The sequence below is a fragment of the Paenibacillus sp. GCM10027626 genome (assembly GCF_042676285.1).
Classification (GTDB): domain Bacteria; phylum Bacillota; class Bacilli; order Paenibacillales; family Paenibacillaceae; genus Paenibacillus_Z.
Genome location: NZ_JBHTHC010000004.1, coordinates 290,795 through 305,407, shown reverse-complemented (window position 1 = coordinate 305,407; position 14,613 = coordinate 290,795). Strand labels below are relative to the sequence as shown.

Below are 14,613 nucleotides of genomic sequence, written 5' to 3'. Positions count from 1 at the left end.
AGGGAATTTCAACATGAGCAACCCAGATGGACATAGGAACCGTCCCTATGAAGGGATTTCAGAAAAAGTAGAGGAAGTGAATAGCCCGGAGACAGGATTGATTGAGAATCCGGACTTGGCTGAGGACGGAGAGAGGTTGTCCAGTCCAATTACTGGAACGCGTCCGTGTCCTGCCCGCAAGCGCATCAGGAAGAAAAGGTGCTTCCGCAGGCCAGTGAAGAAACTGAAGACGCCAGCAGCCAGAAAACGCCTTAAAAAACGTACTGCTCTCAAACGCAAACGCAGAACTGCGCGGCCGCGCTCGACAAGCGGCAGTTTGAAAGGCAGGAGACGCGATCGCTGCGGCTTATGTAGTCGTTCGCATGCCAGCATTAATAATCGCCGCAGCTAGGAGGCAAGTTATGTATGAAAGGAGGCGAGGTGGATGAATCGCAAGACGTTAATAGACCAGTATGTTGAGCTTAAGATCGCAGGCAGGACAGAGCCGGCTTATGGCAAAATTATCGATTCGGGTCAAGATATAGTAGTGTTGTTTAATGGGATACAATATTTATTTATTCCTCTGCAGCACATACTGCAGATTCGAATCGTGACGAGCGATACAGACATTGGGGAGTTTCTGACCGCGACCGATATTCCGCTTGAGTTTGAACGTTCGAACGAAGCTATTTCCTATCGAAAAGTATTGATGAATGCAAAAGGCATGTTTTCTGAGCTGTATGTAACAGGTAATCATACGATTCATGGTTATATTACAAGTGTGATGAACGATTTTTTCGTGTTTTATTCGCCTGTATATCATACAGTCATTATTTCCATATATCATTTGAAATATTTGATTCCATACAGTCCGAATATGACACCGTACACGCTAACGCAGGAAAAGTTTCCGCTGAAGCCATCGCCCGTCAAGCTTTCGCGCACCTTTGACCAGCAATTACTAAAGATGGTTGGCGAGTTTGCCGTCTTTGATTTGGGAGAATCCCCGAATAAAGTCGGTGTATTGAAAAAAGTAGAGCAGAATATGGCAGAATTAACGAATGCGGACGGCAGTCCGGTACTGCTGTCTCTCAACCATATTAAAACGGTTCATTTGCCATAACCTTTCTAAGAGGGAGTTTGCCCGGTCATTGTTAAAAATGACGGCATACTCCTTTTTTGTTGTTGGCGGTTGGAATAAGCTTCACAGCCAGGCCTGCGCCAGACGTTCTATGCCGGCTGTAATTTCCTGCTCGCTTAATCCGCCAAACCCGAGCAGCACAGTGGCGGGTGACGCCAGGGAAGGCCCAAGGGAATAAATAGAGGTAGGGTATACATGTACGCCTTTCTCCTTGGCTAGCTGTACGAGCTGCTGCTCGGTACAGCCATTATTAGGCTGCAGCAGTATATGCAGCCCTGAGCCCGAGCCGATGATCGTAACGGCCTGACCCAGCTTGGAACGTATGGCGGCAATAAGATGGTCGCGCTTGAGGCTGTACACTTTTCTCATTTTACGGATATGGCGCTCAAAGTCTCCGGATTGCATGAAGAGCTGCAGCGTCTTTTGAAAAATTGGCGAAGCGAGCTGATCATAGCTATGCTGTCTGGCGCGAAAACGCGAAAGTAGGGAGGGCGGTAAAATCATATAGCTGAGCCGAAGTGACGGAATAAGCGATTTGGAGAAGGTGCCGACATAGACGACCCGCCCATTCTCGTCAAGCCCCTGCAAGGCCGGAATCGGGCGGCCGCCGTAGCGGTATTCGCCATCGTAATCATTCTCGATAACAAAGCCGCCGCTGCTGCTTGCCCATTCCAGCAGCTTGATGCGCTTGCCAATCGATAATGTCATCCCGAAGGGAAACTGATGGGAAGGTGTGACGTATACCGCCTGGGCGTCAGAGGCGTACACATCCGCTATATTTATGCCGTCTTCTTCCAGACGAAGCGGCCGGATCGGCAGGCCGGACCGTTCCAGCAATGCTTTAACGCCATCGTTAACAGAGTCTTCGGCGGCGATGGCGGCGACATCGCCATCAAGCAGCTGCAACAGCAAATCAAGGGAGTGGTACGTTCCGGCCCCGATGACAATTTGTTCTGCCGTACAACGCACGCCGCGAATTTGACGGACATAGGCGGCGATTTCCTGCCGCAGCTCCAATTCCCCTTGATAGTCCCCGTAGAGCAGGACATGACTGTTCTCCGGCAAAAAGCAGCGGCTGAGCAGCGCCTTCCATTTGGAAAGCGGGAAATGGCCCAGATCGACGGCCCCGTATCCAAAATCATAATTTCCGCTTCCCGGAAGGGCGTGATAAGCGCGGGGCAGTGTCTGCCCGCCGCCGGCGATATCAGGCTCGACAGCTTGCTGCGGTAACGGATCGAGTACGGCCACGTATAAACCGGAGCGCGGCTTGCTTCTTACATAGCCTTCGGCAAGCAATTGCTCATAAGCGAGAGCTGCCGGGGTACGGCTGGTGCCAAGACTGTCGGCAAGCGTCCGGATGGCCGGCAGCCGTGTGCCGGCAGACAGGCGGCCGGCGATAATTTCATGTTTGATGTACTGATAAATTTGCAAATAAAGCGGTTCGCCTGAGGCATCGTCCAACCGAAAGGTTATTTCTATCATGACTGCACCTCCTTTGCTGAAATCTGTCATCTTAAAAAAATAGATTTTGTACATTTTACGAATGACAAAATTCGATTAGGATGATCGTAACATTTCAATATCATGAGGGGCAACCTCAAAAAGGAGGAAACATTTATGACCAACTATATTTTGCCGCATATCGATGCGTTGACGACTTATGCGCTCGGCGAGCAGCCGCCTGAAGGAACAACAGCCTTAAAGCTGAATCAGAACGAAAGCCCCTATCCGCCTTCGCCCGGCGTATTAAATGCGCTCCGCACGTTTGCTGAGGAGCAGTTGCGGCGATATCCTGATCCCGGCTGCGTGCAGCTGCGCCAGTTGATTGCGCAGCAGCTCGGGATCGAATGGCAGCAGGTGTTTTGCGGCAATGGCTCCAGCGAAATCATTTCCTTGTTTTTTAAAGTTTTTGTAGGCCCGGGCGGCCGCGTGGCCATACCGGATCCGACATTCTCGCTCTATCACACAACAGCCGCAAGCTTCCAGGCTTCCTGCATAGCAGTCCCAACGCGGGACGATTTCACAATCGATGTTGACGCTTTGCTGGCCGCGGATGCGAAAGCGGTCGTGCTGGTCAATCCAAATGCGCCGACTGGACTGCTGCTGGCGGCGGAGGAAGTGGAGCGGCTTGTACAAAGCTTTGACGGGCTGGTGCTGATCGATGAAGCTTATATCGATTTTTCTCCGCAGCATGCAAGCGCACTGCCGCTGCTGCAAAAATATAACAATGTCATCGTGCTCCGGACGTTTTCCAAAGCGTACGCTCTTTGCGGGGCAAGGGTCGGTTATTGCGCGGCATCGCGCGAATTGATTGCAGCGCTGGAAAAGGGCAGAGACATTTATAATGTTAATGCGATCAGCCGCTCGCTTGCGCTGGCGGCGCTGCAGGATACCGCTTATTTGAAGTGGACAGTGGAGCAGACGGTTAAAAACCGCAGCCAATTTATCCGCCAGCTGCAGCAAATGAATTTTGACGTGCTCCCAAGTGAAACTAATTTTGTGCTCTGCCGGCCATCAGGGGCGATGACGGCTGAGCGGATAGCTTCTGAACTGACGCGGAGAAATATTTTTATTCGTCATTTCCCGCATCCGAGAATCAATGAGTGGCTGCGGATAAGCATCGGAACGGGGGCCGAGCTGGAGCAATTGCTGAAAACATTGGCCGAAATAACGGGACAGAGTCCGCAATAGTATTTCTGCTTTGCAGGAAGCTTGGATTCGTTGTAATATAGAGCTTATAAATTTGTTCAATTCAAGTGGAGGCAAGTAATCGGGAGGTATTGACGATGAATGAGCTGAAGAAGAAAATTTTAGAGCTGCTGAAGGAAGATGCGCGCCGCAGCGCGGAGCTTATTGCGACGATGCTGGATGTGACGGCGGCGGAGGTGAAGCAGGCAATCGCGGAGATGGAGCAGGAGCACATCATCGTCAAATATGCGACCGTTGCTAACTGGAGCAAAGTAGATGACGATAAGGTAACGGCCTTGATCGAAGTGCAGATAACGCCTGAGCGCGGCCGCGGCTTTGAAGGCATTGCCGAGCGCATCTATTTGTATCCGGAGGTAAAATCCGTTTATTTGATGTCGGGAGCCTATGATTTGCTCGTTGAAGTTGAAGGGAAAAGCCTGAATGAAGTGGCCTCCTTCGTCTCGAGCAGACTGTCGCCGATCGATGCGGTGCTTTCTACGAAAACATTCTTTATTTTGAAAAAATATAAGCAGGACGGCATTATTTTTGAAGAGCATGTAGAGGATCGCCGTCTCCCGATTTCCCCGTGAGAGGTGCAGCGCGATGATTAAAGATGAAGAGAAGCAGCAATTGATAGACAAATCGATGAGCGGTTATTTATCTCCAAGCGCGCGTTCGATGAAGCCGTCGGGCATTCGCCGCTTTTTTGACTTGGCGGCAGGACGCAAGGATATCATTACGCTCGGAGTCGGTGAGCCGGATTTCGTAACCCCGTGGCATGTGCGCGAAGCATGCGTCTATTCCTTGGAGACCGGAAAAACTCAATATACATCGAATGCCGGAATGCCTGAATTGCGCGAAGAGATTGGCCTTTATCTTCATAATCAGTTCAAAGTCACTTACGATCCAGCTAAGGAAATACTAGTGACGGTAGGCGGCAGCGAGGCGATTGATTTGGCGCTGCGGGCGCTGATTGCCCCAGGAGACGAAATATTAGTGCCAGAGCCTTGTTACATTTCCTATTCGCCGATCACTTCATTGAGCGGTGGAGTGCCTGTTGGCATCGAAACGACAGCCAAGGATGAGTTTAAGCTGCGTGCCGAAGCGCTGAAGGCCGCAATTACGCCGCGTTCGAAAGTGCTGATTCTGTGCTATCCAAGCAATCCGACAGGCGGAATTATGACTTACGAGGACTGGCTCCCGATTGCCAAGGTCGTCGAGGAGAACGATTTGATCGTTATCTCTGACGAGATCTATGCTGAGCTGACTTACAATAAGAAGCATGTCAGCTTTGCCGCGATGCCTGGGATGAAGGACCGTACGATCCTGGTCAGCGGCTTTAGCAAAGCGTTCGCTATGACGGGCTGGCGCATGGGCTACGCGTGCGGGCATCCGGATCTGATTAGCGCGATGCTGAAGATTCACCAGTATACAGTGATGTGTGCGCCGATTATGGGGCAGGTGGCCGCGCTGGAGGCGCTGCGCAACGGGCTGGAGGAGAAAGACCGGATGATCGAGTCCTACAATCAGCGCCGTCGTCTTGTCGTGAGCGGCTTCCGGGAAATCGGTCTGGAATGCCATGAGCCGCAAGGGGCGTTCTATGCGTTCCCTTCGATTAAATCCACCGGGCTAAGCTCGGAAGAATTTTCGACCCGGCTGCTGCATGAAGGCAAGGTGGCTGCTGTTCCGGGCTATGTGTTCGGCTCAGGAGGAGAAGGCCATCTGCGGTGCTCCTATGCCACATCGGTTTCACAGCTGACTGAGGCTATAGAAAGAATTGGAAGTTTTGTGGATAAAGTGAAAAAAGGTTAGAAAAATGTTCTCAGTTTGGTAAATATGTGCTATCATTTTAAACAGGTGTATTTATTCCTTTGAACCCTTCTCGATCAAGTATTGCAGGATCGGCTCAAGTGACCAGAAGGAGGAATGACCGTGGCTTGTGCGGATTGTGAACATTCGTTGTTAGGCGCTCCCGGTTCCAAGCAAGCAAAGCAGTACTCCTCATCCGTTCAAGTGTTGGAAGATGAAATCTACGCCCTGCGTCAGATGATGGAACATTCATACCGGGAACAGGACACGATCAACTCTGATGTTATGATCGACATTAGCCGTAAGTTGGATATAAAGATTAACGAATATATGCAGCTCCGTCTTATATTAAGTTCTTTACGGACTTGACCGCCAGGGAAGCTGCTGTCGATGGAAGCCTCTGCCATAGAGGCTTCTTTTCTTTTTCAAATGCAGTTTCTATGCTATAGTTGTCGTAGACATAATGCTGATTTAATCTCATTAGAGGAGTATAACGGATGAAATTATACACACGAACCGGTGACCGCGGAGAAACGTCAGTGAAGGGCGGCAGAGTCCGCAAGGATGATCTGCGCGTCGAAGCATATGGCACAATTGATGAATTAAATTCATTTGTCGGGCAAGCTGCAGCGTTGGCAAGCAAGAGCGAAGCGTTAACAGAGCTGGCTGAACAATTGCTGGAGATCCAGCAGGAGCTGTTTGACTGCGGCTCGGATTTGGCATTTGCGGATGCTGAGGGCAAGCAGTTCAAGATGACGGCAGAGCCTGCATCCCGTCTGGAGAGCTGGATGGATCGGCATGTTGCCGATAGCCCGGAAATAACCCGTTTTATTTTGCCGGGCGGCAGCGAGCTGTCGGCAGTGCTGCATGTATGCCGGACAGTATGCCGCAGAGCCGAGCGGAGGATCGTTACGATGGCGGCCGAGCTTCCGGTCAATGATGCCGTGCTCATCTACGTCAACCGTCTGTCTGACTATTTGTTTGCGGCTGCGCGGCTCGCTAATGCCCGACTGGGTGCAGCCGATACTGAATATGTGCGAAGTGCAGAAGTTTTTCGCAAACGATCATGAGTGATGAACAATATTATGAGCCCCTTGCTGCCCGAGTGACCGGCCAGGAGGACGGGATGACGGTGCGTAAAGTGCTGGAACGTAAGCTGGGCGTTTCGCGCAAGCTGCTGTCCCGGCTCAAACTGACTGAGCGCGGGATTACGGTCAATGGCGAGCGCGTCTATACGAGCTGGAAAGTGCGGGAGGGAGACTTGATCGAGCTGCGGATGGAGCAAGAGTATTCGGACGATATCCAGCCGGAGCCGATGGAGCTTGATATTGTCTATGAGGATCGAGACTTGCTCGTCGTAAACAAGCCGCCAGGCATTGTCGTTCATCCGACCCATGGGCACTACACAGGCACGCTGGCCAATGGAGTGGTCGAATATTGGCGGCAGCGGGGAGAGAAGGTCCGGTTTCGACCGATCCATCGTCTGGATGAAGATACTTCCGGACTTGTCGCCATTGCCAAAAATCCTTACATTCACCAGCAGCTATCGGAGCAATTGCAAGCAGGAAAGGTGTTCAAAGCTTATTTGGCCTACGTTTACAAGGTGCCTGACCCGGCAGTGGGCACGATAGACGCTCCCATTGACCGCGACCCCGAATCACCGCATATTCGCATTGTGACCGCTGGCGGCTATCCATCCATTACCCATTATGAAACTGCAGCAGTCTACCGGCAGGGCGCTGCCTCCAAGGTCAAGCTGCGTCTGGAGACAGGCAGGACGCATCAAATACGCGTACATATGAAGCATAGCGGCTGTCCGCTTATTGGCGACCAGATGTACGGCTTTGCAGCGGATCCGCTATGTGGCGGGATACCTGAACTGGAGGCGGTTGTAAACAGGCAGGCATTGCATGCCGCAGTGCTTGGCTTTACCCACCCGATCAGTCGGAAGTGGATGGAATGGGAGGCAGCGCTGCCGGAGGATTTAGTTCGGCTGGAAAAGAGTTTAGTGAACGAACAAGAATAGGAGCAGGATGGTATCATGAATTCCAAACAATTAACCGTGTACGAATACCCGAAATGCGGAACGTGCCGGGATGCTGTAAAATGGCTGCAAAACAAAAATTACGAGCTGGAGCGCCACAACATTTTTGAGACAGCTCCTGCCGCCGCTGAAATAAAAAAGCTGGTGGCCTTAAGCGGGCTGGAGCTGAAAAAGTTTTTCAATACTTCAGGCGAAGTGTATAAAGAAATGGGCCTCAAGGATAAATTGGCTGGTATGACAGATGATGAAAAGATCGAGCTGCTGGCATCGAACGGCCGCTTGATCAAACGGCCTATTGTAACAGATGGCAAGCAGGTTACAGTCGGCTTTAAGGCAGAAAATTATGAACAGGTATGGTAGGATGAAAAGCTGGCGTTCAGATCGACTGGGGCAGCTGGGCTCTTCTATATTTGCTGAAGTAGGCGGCTGGAAGCAGGAGGCCCGCGCCAAGGGGCTGGATTTGATCGATTTGAGCATAGGCAGCCCGGACAAGCCGCCGAGCGAGCAGGTGCGTCATGCACTGGCGGCAGCGGCGCTGAGAAGCGACGCTTACGCTTATCCCGGCTCGAAAGGGACAGCCGCTTTTTTGGCTAAAGCTGCCGAATGGCTAGCTTACCGCTTTGGTATTTCCATTGATCCGGACACACAACTGCTATCGCTTATGGGATCACAGGACGGGCTCGGCCATTTGGCCTTGGCGATATGCAACAGCGGAGATATTGCACTTGTCCCTGATCCAGGCTATCCGGTCTATATGGCCGGGCTGGCAGTTGCTGGCGTTAAGCCGTATTTTATGCCTTTACACGAAGAAAATCAATATTTGCCCGACTTTGAGGCGATTCCCGACCACGTTTGGCGTCAAGCAAAATTTATGCTGCTCAATTATCCGAGCAATCCGGTGTCGGCGGTTGCCGATCTGTCTTTTTTTGAACGGGCAGTAGCTGCAGCGCGGCAGCATGATGTGCTGATCGTGCATGATCTGGCCTATTCCGAAATGGCATTTGACGGCTGCAAGCCGCCCAGCATTTTGCAGGTCGCCGATGCAAGCGAGGTCGCTGTAGAGTTTCATTCCATGTCCAAAAGCTTTAATATGGCTGGCAGCCGCATCGGTTTTTTGGCAGGAAATGAGGAAGCGGTTGGCGCTTTGCGGGAACTAAAAGCTAATATTGATTATGGAGTATTTTTACCGGTTCAGGAGGCGGCGATTGCTGCTCTCGATGAAGATTTGTCAGGCGCACATCAGCCTGTTTCTGCTTTATATGAGCATAGGCGCGATGTATTGCTGCATGCCCTGCAAGATGAGGGTTGGGAGATCGATAAGCCTAAAGCGACAATGTTTGTATGGGCGCGTCTGCCGCAAATGCAATGGGGGCTGTCGGAAGGGTGGACTTCCCGTCGGATTTCCCGGGAAATGCTGATCAGGCAAGGTGTAGCCGTTATACCTGGCGATGCTTTTGGAGCTGAAGGCGAGGGCTTTGTGCGGCTTGCGCTTGTGCAGGAGGATGCAAGACTGATTGAAGCGGCACGCAGGATTGGAATGTTTATACGAGGTGAGAGCTGATGAGTACGGCACAGGAATCGAAATTGCTGCTGGTAGATGGAATGGCTCTGTTATTTCGCGCCTTTTTTGCAAATTCCTACGGCGGAAGTGTACGGCGGACAAGTGAAGGTGTTCCAGTCAACGCTGTATATGGATTTGTAAAATATTTTATGGATGCTGTTGGGCGTTTTTCGCCATCTCATGTCGCATGCTGCTGGGATATGGGAAGCACAACGTTCCGAACCGAGCAATTTGCAGGGTACAAAGCAAATAGGCCTTCCGCGCCGGAAGATCTGGTGCCCCAGTTTGATCTGGTGAAGGAGGTCGTCGCCAGCTTCGGCGTGCCGAATATCGGTCTTTCCGGCTACGAAGCGGATGATTGTCTCGGGACGCTTGCCAAGCGGCACAGGGCTGATGCGAATGTTATGATTTTATCCGGCGACCACGATCTGCTGCAATTGGTAGATGAGCGGATTTCCGTCATCATTATGAAAAAAGGTCAAGGCAATTATGCAGTGTATACCCCCGAATATTTGCTGGAAGAGCGGCAGCTGACTGCCGGGCAAATTATTTGCGTTAAAGCGCTGATGGGCGATGCGAGCGATAATTATCCCGGAGTGCGGGGAATTGGCGAGAAAACGGCTGCCAAACTCGTACAGGAATATGGATCCGTAGACGGAATTTTGGCTAATTTGGATAGCCTGACGAAGTCTGTAAAGGCTAAAATTGAAGCCGACTTGGACATGCTGCATCTGTCGCGTAAATTAGCGACGATTCATTGCGCGGCGCCGGTTGAGTTGGATTTGAATGAGAGCCGCTGGTCGGTAAATCGCGCCGAGGTCGTTAATATTTTCGAGCAGTTGGAGTTTAGAAGTTTAATGTCCTTAATTAGTTGATGCAGTTGCCCTGGCAATGGGAAAAGGAGCTGTCTCTTGAGCAGAGGGAAATCGCACCCGAGAGACAGCTCTTATTTGTAAGTCTAGGGCTCATCGATGGCATCGGGAATGATAGGCATGATGAGGCGTTCTTTCTCGTTTAATGTGCTCACATCCAGCTCTTCGATTTGGTCGAGCTGGTGCTGCAGCAATTCCTCAGCAGAATAGTCACCTTCCGCAAAGTCCTCTGCGGCCAAAGTATTGCGCGGCAATTCCACAGCCGAAAGGCCGCGAACGCGACGGTCTTCAGATTTGGCGCGATGCATCATAGAACCTCCTGCAACGATAGTAAGATACCGTTTCATTATGTCCTAATCAATCTGTAAAATTCACGGTGCCTACGACAAAGGCGAGAAACTGATTCAGCTCCATTGCTTCCTCTTCTGTAAGCTTGAAAGCATGCTCCAAATAGCCTTCCTCTTCAAGATCGTCCGGACCAAGTATAACCGTTCGCCCATTTTGCAAATCGGTGACAAGCTTTTTGCCGTAAAAACGGTTTGTTGCAGTGATCGCTAGATCAAACCGCTTCAAGCTGGGTGTTATAAAGGTGACGAATCGGGTCGTCGTTTCTTCTGTCATATCTGACATAAAATCGTAATCTGGCAGCATGCCGGCCGTTCCTCCATTCAACGCATCTTTCAGTATCAGTATCATAGCATCTCGTGCTGGAAAACAAAATGTTGTCTTTCTTTATTAGGTATGCTATGATGTGAGCAATTGAATCGCTGAACGTGAGGAAGCACCTCTGTAGCCTATTTAAGGCTGTAGAGGTGCTTTTTGTTTTTTTGGTAAGCTATCCGTTCGGCGGTTGCAACTTACAATTTTGGAGGTGCAAGTGATGCAAATTGTTTTTCTGAACACATTTGAGAAAGTGGTCGGCGATAGCCAGTCTCGGGAGGCAGCCTTGACGATTAGCGAACGCGAGGGTATATGGTTTGTGCAGTGGGCTGCAGGAGAGCCGGAGCAGGAGTTATGGTACGAAGGCGGGTATTGGGAAGAACTGCTTGCTTCCTTCCGGCATGGCATTGCTGTGAAGATGGGGGAAGGCTACGTGCCGATTATTGACGGCATGCTCGACGATCGGCGCGCAATCGCCGGAGAAGGAAGCTTGCGGGCCAAGCTGCAATGCTATGGAGAGCTGCATGCGAATGCTGCATTATTCGAAGCGCTGCGTGAATGGCGCAGGGCGCATGCGGTTATTGAGAAGAAGACAGCTTATATGATTGCGAACAATCGGATGTTGTGGATGATTAGCGCTTACGTGCCGCATACATTGGAGCAATTGCGGCAAATCCCGGGATGGGGCGAGGGTAAGCAGGCCTCCTACGGAGAGGAGATCATTCAAATAACAGGGCAATATGAGCAGCCGCGTTCATTTCCGCTGGATTGGGTGATGGATGAAATTGATCCCGACCAATATGCACAATGGCTGTTCAAGCAGAAGGAAACGAAGTTTAAAGCCCAGATGGGGCGCCATCAGAAGCAGCGGCTGCTGCTGGAATTACTCAAGGAAGGCAAGTCGCTGGAACAAATGCAGGAGCAGTTGGAGCTGCCGCGCCGCGAAGTGATGGAAAGAATCGAACGGCTGGATTTGGAAGGATACGATGTGGAGCCGCTTATCGAGCGTGAGCTGAAGGAGATGCCCGAGGCGGAGCAGCAGCTTGTCTGGGATGCGCTGACGATCGTTGGCGACAAATATTTGAAGCCGGTCATGCATTCGGTCTATGGCGAAGAGCCAGCGGCCGGCGCATCGCTCGATAAGCTGTATGACCGGTTGCGGCTGATCCGGCTGCGTTATCGCCGCATGCGCCCAGATGCCGGATAGTGCAAGGCTTCAGTCGTCCCAGATCCAGAATTAATCAGGAGTCCCTGCTCATCGACGGCCGGAGAATGTATACGATTCTCCGGCCGTCTTTTTGCTTGTCAGGGCGATAAGGCAGCGAATTGTTGCACAAAACGCAACATTTGCAACGGATATCTCCGAATTTCTTGAAAATGTTGTACGTTATGCAATAATCATTGCCATTCAGCCACCTTGGAGGAGGTGATTGTTGCATTTCGTACAACAATTCGGGAGCTTGCTAGCTTCCCACCATGGATTTGTTGCAAAAACTGCAACATTTGCGCTTTTTTTAGCTAGTCGACGGAGCAGATGCCGATAAGGCACAATTGTTGTGCAGCAAGGCTGCTCGAGCAGGTTTTGCCTATTGCCATAAGTTGCAGTAAACTGGTAATTAGGTGATCAATGTGCTGGAAGGAAAAGTCGTATGGATTACAGGAGCGACAAGCGGCGTCGGAGCCGAAACGGCCAGACAGTTAACAGCTCGCGGAGCAATAGCGATTGTGACGGGACGCCGCGAGGATAAGCTTCGCGAAGTGTCCGCAGCTTTGCCGGCAGAGCGGCATAGATGCTATAAGATGGATGTCTGCAATAATGACGATATCGCTGTTGTATTCGAACAAATCATGCATGAGTACGGCCGTGTGGATGTGCTGGTCAACAATGCCGGCTTCGGGCAATTTGCCTACTTTGAGGATACTGCGCTGGAGCAGTTCGCCGCTATGATGGATACGAACTATATGGGTCTTATTCGGTGTACGAAGATGGTTCTGCCTGTTATGAAGCAAAGAGGCGAGGGCCAGATTGTTAACGTAGCCTCAATGGCCGGCAAGCTCAGCACAGCGAAGGCTTCGGGCTACGCCGCTACCAAGCATGCCGTGCTCGGATTGACGAACGCGCTCCGTTTCGAATTGCAGCGTTACAACATTACGGTGTCTGCTGTCAATCCGGGGCCGATCGATACGCCATTCCTTGATCAGGCAGACGGGAGCGGGCAATACAGGGCAAGCGTTGGCAGCTATTTATTGCGGCCGGAGCAGGTAGCCGCAGCTGTAATTCGGATCATTGAGCGGCGCTTGCCGGAGCTTGATTTGCCGCGGTCTGCCGGCTTGGGCGTAAAACTGTACGGGCTGGCTCCGCGGCTGGCGGACCGGCTGGTCGGACGGTTTTTAAATCGCAAATAGCCGTCGAACTATAAAAACATCTAACATTAAGGGGTTTATTAATAATGGCAGCTAGTTGGAATGAATATAATCTGAATCCTGCGCTGATGGATAAGCTGGAGCAGGAGCACATTACAGCGCCGACGCCTGTACAAGCCGCAGCGCTGCCTGGATTGCTCGGGGGCAAGGATATTTCGGCAAGGTCTCAGACCGGAACCGGAAAAACATTGGCCTACCTGCTGCCAGCGCTGCAAATGATCGACACTGCCCGTCAGGAGCTGCAGGTATTAATAATGGCTCCGACACAAGAGCTGGCTATGCAAATTGTCCGTGTAGCTGAAGACTACGGGCAAGCTGTCGGCGTTCGGGTGCAGCAATTGATCGGGGGCGCCTCTATGAAACGGCAAGTGGAGAAATTAAGAGCGCATCCTCATCTCATTTGCGGAACTCCGGGACGAATCCATGAAATCGTCAAGACGGGAAAATTAAAATTGCATACGATTCGGCTGCTTATTGTCGATGAAGCCGATCAAGTTTTTAGTCTGGGATCGACCAAAGAGACTGATTTCCTGGTGAAAAGCATGCCGCGCGACCGGCAGCTCGCTTTTTTCTCGGCCACCCGTCCGCAGGCTATGGAGGAGGTAGAAGGGCGATGGATGAATGAGCCGCAGCACATCGACTTAAGCGATGATCAATCGTTAAAGGGCAAGGTGGATCATATTTATATCGTGTGCGACAAACGCGACAAAGTGGATACGGCTCGCAAATTAATCCGCATGCTGAACCCGGACCGGGCGCTGCTGTTCATTAATTCGACCGATGAGATTGCCAATTATGAAGCGAAGTTCGGTTATGAAGGCTTTACGATTGAAGCTCTATATGGCGATGCGGACAAACAGCGGCGCGCGGCCACATTAGCCCGCTTCAGAGACGGGCGCTGCCAACTGCTGCTTGCTACTGATGTCGCGGCGCGAGGCCTTGATATTGCCGGATTGCCGCTTGTCGTTCATCTCGATCCTGCCGCGGACAGCGATCATTACATCCATCGTTCCGGCCGGACGGGCAGAATGGGGAAAAGCGGGACGGTCGTCTCTATTGTTACGGCTCCTGAGAAGTTTATTATGGAAAAGTTTCAAAAGCAGCTCGGGATCGAGATTGCCGAGCGGAGCATGTATTTGGGGCAGCTATGGGCGCCGGAGCAGCGGGAGGAGATGCCGCAGGGGCGCAAGCCTAAATCAGGCAACAACAGTGCTTCCAAGCAGGAGAGCCTGAGCGGTAAACTGCAGGTCGCAGGCAGGCCGGCGGCTGCTGGCGGCAAGCCTGCAAAAGCAGCTGCCGCTCCAGCCAAAGCGGTACGGAACCGTGAGCGCGACCGTGACCGCAAAAATAAAGGAGCGCCGAAGTGGCTGAAGGCGAAGCGGGATGGGCAATAGGAGGCTTCTTACATAAGACGCCAGTCATTGAAAATGAGGTG

17 protein-coding genes are annotated in these 14,613 nt (G+C 51.6%); 14 read left to right on the top strand and 3 right to left on the bottom strand.

Annotation, left to right across the window (positions count from 1 at the left end; translation table 11 throughout):
* The first annotated feature begins 13 nt into the window (after window positions 1-13).
* Window positions 14-391 (top strand): hypothetical protein, encoded by a 378-nt coding sequence (locus tag ACFQ0N_RS11130; RefSeq protein ID WP_379325863.1) that lies wholly within the window; start codon window positions 14-16, stop codon window positions 389-391.
* A 33-nt stretch (window positions 392-424) separates the two neighbouring features.
* Complete coding sequence (locus ACFQ0N_RS11125) at window positions 425-1,102, top strand: DUF2642 domain-containing protein (RefSeq protein WP_379325861.1); 678 nt, start codon at window positions 425-427, stop codon at window positions 1,100-1,102.
* 81 nt (window positions 1,103-1,183) lie between these two features.
* On the opposite strand, the gene pdxR is transcribed toward ACFQ0N_RS11125, so the two are convergent.
* A complete protein-coding gene (gene pdxR, locus ACFQ0N_RS11120; RefSeq protein ID WP_379325859.1) occupies window positions 1,184-2,602 on the bottom strand; it encodes a MocR-like pyridoxine biosynthesis transcription factor PdxR in 1,419 nt (472 codons plus the stop codon).
* A 135-nt stretch (window positions 2,603-2,737) separates the two neighbouring features.
* Between pdxR and hisC the strand changes: the two genes are divergently transcribed.
* The 9 genes from hisC (at window position 2,738) to ACFQ0N_RS11075 (ending at window position 10,097) form a co-directional block, all read left to right on the top strand.
* Window positions 2,738-3,811, top strand: a complete 1,074-nt coding sequence (hisC, locus tag ACFQ0N_RS11115; protein ID WP_379325857.1) for a histidinol-phosphate transaminase — start codon at window positions 2,738-2,740, stop codon at window positions 3,809-3,811.
* Window positions 3,812-3,906: 95 nt separating this feature from the next.
* Window positions 3,907-4,398 (top strand): Lrp/AsnC family transcriptional regulator, encoded by a 492-nt coding sequence (locus ACFQ0N_RS11110; protein ID WP_379325855.1) that lies wholly within the window; start codon window positions 3,907-3,909, stop codon window positions 4,396-4,398.
* Between the two features lie 13 nt (window positions 4,399-4,411).
* The gene (locus tag ACFQ0N_RS11105; protein ID WP_379325853.1) at window positions 4,412-5,620 is read left to right on the top strand and encodes an aminotransferase class I/II-fold pyridoxal phosphate-dependent enzyme; all 1,209 of its coding nucleotides are present in this window, start codon (window positions 4,412-4,414) and stop codon (window positions 5,618-5,620) included.
* A gap of 120 nt (window positions 5,621-5,740) precedes the next feature.
* Entirely contained in the window at window positions 5,741-5,986 is a 246-nt protein-coding gene (locus ACFQ0N_RS11100) for an aspartyl-phosphate phosphatase Spo0E family protein (RefSeq protein WP_379325851.1), read from the top strand.
* Window positions 5,987-6,114: 128 nt separating this feature from the next.
* Window positions 6,115-6,687 (top strand): cob(I)yrinic acid a,c-diamide adenosyltransferase, encoded by a 573-nt coding sequence (locus ACFQ0N_RS11095; RefSeq protein ID WP_379325849.1) that lies wholly within the window; start codon window positions 6,115-6,117, stop codon window positions 6,685-6,687.
* Between the two features lie 56 nt (window positions 6,688-6,743).
* Window positions 6,744-7,643, top strand: a complete 900-nt coding sequence (locus ACFQ0N_RS11090; RefSeq protein ID WP_379325847.1) for an RluA family pseudouridine synthase — start codon at window positions 6,744-6,746, stop codon at window positions 7,641-7,643.
* Between the two features lie 15 nt (window positions 7,644-7,658).
* Window positions 7,659-8,021: an arsenate reductase family protein gene (locus ACFQ0N_RS11085; RefSeq protein WP_379325845.1), complete on the top strand. Its 363-nt coding sequence runs from the start codon at window positions 7,659-7,661 to the stop codon at window positions 8,019-8,021.
* A gap of 1 nt (window position 8,022) precedes the next feature.
* A complete protein-coding gene (locus tag ACFQ0N_RS11080; RefSeq protein ID WP_379325843.1) occupies window positions 8,023-9,222 on the top strand; it encodes an aminotransferase class I/II-fold pyridoxal phosphate-dependent enzyme in 1,200 nt (399 codons plus the stop codon).
* Window positions 9,222-10,097: a 5'-3' exonuclease gene (locus ACFQ0N_RS11075; protein ID WP_379325841.1), complete on the top strand. Its 876-nt coding sequence runs from the start codon at window positions 9,222-9,224 to the stop codon at window positions 10,095-10,097. Before ACFQ0N_RS11080 ends, ACFQ0N_RS11075 begins: the two co-directional genes overlap by 1 nt.
* A gap of 83 nt (window positions 10,098-10,180) precedes the next feature.
* Here ACFQ0N_RS11075 and ACFQ0N_RS11070 read toward each other — a convergent pair whose 3' ends face one another.
* The gene (locus tag ACFQ0N_RS11070; RefSeq protein ID WP_379325839.1) at window positions 10,181-10,402 is read right to left on the bottom strand and encodes a hypothetical protein; all 222 of its coding nucleotides are present in this window, start codon (window positions 10,400-10,402) and stop codon (window positions 10,181-10,183) included.
* A gap of 49 nt (window positions 10,403-10,451) precedes the next feature.
* Complete coding sequence (locus tag ACFQ0N_RS11065; RefSeq protein WP_379326033.1) at window positions 10,452-10,745, bottom strand: DUF3055 domain-containing protein; 294 nt, start codon at window positions 10,743-10,745, stop codon at window positions 10,452-10,454.
* 229 nt (window positions 10,746-10,974) lie between these two features.
* On the opposite strand from ACFQ0N_RS11065, the gene ACFQ0N_RS11060 reads away from it, so the two are divergent.
* The 3 genes from ACFQ0N_RS11060 to ACFQ0N_RS11050 all read left to right on the top strand — a co-directional run bounded on the left by ACFQ0N_RS11060 (window position 10,975) and on the right by ACFQ0N_RS11050 (window position 14,572).
* Window positions 10,975-11,961, top strand: a complete 987-nt coding sequence (locus ACFQ0N_RS11060; RefSeq protein WP_379325837.1) for an HRDC domain-containing protein — start codon at window positions 10,975-10,977, stop codon at window positions 11,959-11,961.
* Window positions 11,962-12,377: 416 nt separating this feature from the next.
* Window positions 12,378-13,160, top strand: coding sequence for an SDR family NAD(P)-dependent oxidoreductase (locus ACFQ0N_RS11055; RefSeq protein ID WP_379326031.1), 783 nt, complete (start codon window positions 12,378-12,380; stop codon window positions 13,158-13,160).
* A gap of 44 nt (window positions 13,161-13,204) precedes the next feature.
* The gene (locus tag ACFQ0N_RS11050) at window positions 13,205-14,572 is read left to right on the top strand and encodes a DEAD/DEAH box helicase (RefSeq protein WP_379325835.1); all 1,368 of its coding nucleotides are present in this window, start codon (window positions 13,205-13,207) and stop codon (window positions 14,570-14,572) included.
* The last annotated feature ends 41 nt before the right edge of the window (window positions 14,573-14,613 follow it).

Bases quoted from the DNA above. Each gene is read 5' to 3' on its own strand.
- ACFQ0N_RS11080 (WP_379325843.1), top strand. From the start codon at position 8,023: ATGAAAAGCTGGCGTTCAGATCGACTGGGGCAGCTGGGCTCTTCTATA.
- ACFQ0N_RS11075 (WP_379325841.1), top strand. From the start codon at position 9,222: ATGAGTACGGCACAGGAATCGAAATTGCTGCTGGTAGATGGAATGGCT.
- ACFQ0N_RS11085 (WP_379325845.1), top strand. From the start codon at position 7,659: ATGAATTCCAAACAATTAACCGTGTACGAATACCCGAAATGCGGAACG.
- ACFQ0N_RS11070 (WP_379325839.1), bottom strand. From the start codon at position 10,402: ATGCATCGCGCCAAATCTGAAGACCGTCGCGTTCGCGGCCTTTCGGCT.
- ACFQ0N_RS11065 (WP_379326033.1), bottom strand. From the start codon at position 10,745: ATGCTGCCAGATTACGATTTTATGTCAGATATGACAGAAGAAACGACG.
- pdxR (WP_379325859.1), bottom strand. From the start codon at position 2,602: ATGATAGAAATAACCTTTCGGTTGGACGATGCCTCAGGCGAACCGCTT.
- ACFQ0N_RS11060 (WP_379325837.1), top strand. From the start codon at position 10,975: ATGCAAATTGTTTTTCTGAACACATTTGAGAAAGTGGTCGGCGATAGC.
- ACFQ0N_RS11130 (WP_379325863.1), top strand. From the start codon at position 14: ATGAGCAACCCAGATGGACATAGGAACCGTCCCTATGAAGGGATTTCA.
- ACFQ0N_RS11090 (WP_379325847.1), top strand. From the start codon at position 6,744: ATGACGGTGCGTAAAGTGCTGGAACGTAAGCTGGGCGTTTCGCGCAAG.
- ACFQ0N_RS11050 (WP_379325835.1), top strand. From the start codon at position 13,205: ATGGCAGCTAGTTGGAATGAATATAATCTGAATCCTGCGCTGATGGAT.
- ACFQ0N_RS11095 (WP_379325849.1), top strand. From the start codon at position 6,115: ATGAAATTATACACACGAACCGGTGACCGCGGAGAAACGTCAGTGAAG.
- ACFQ0N_RS11125 (WP_379325861.1), top strand. From the start codon at position 425: ATGAATCGCAAGACGTTAATAGACCAGTATGTTGAGCTTAAGATCGCA.
- hisC (WP_379325857.1), top strand. From the start codon at position 2,738: ATGACCAACTATATTTTGCCGCATATCGATGCGTTGACGACTTATGCG.
- ACFQ0N_RS11105 (WP_379325853.1), top strand. From the start codon at position 4,412: ATGATTAAAGATGAAGAGAAGCAGCAATTGATAGACAAATCGATGAGC.
- ACFQ0N_RS11110 (WP_379325855.1), top strand. From the start codon at position 3,907: ATGAATGAGCTGAAGAAGAAAATTTTAGAGCTGCTGAAGGAAGATGCG.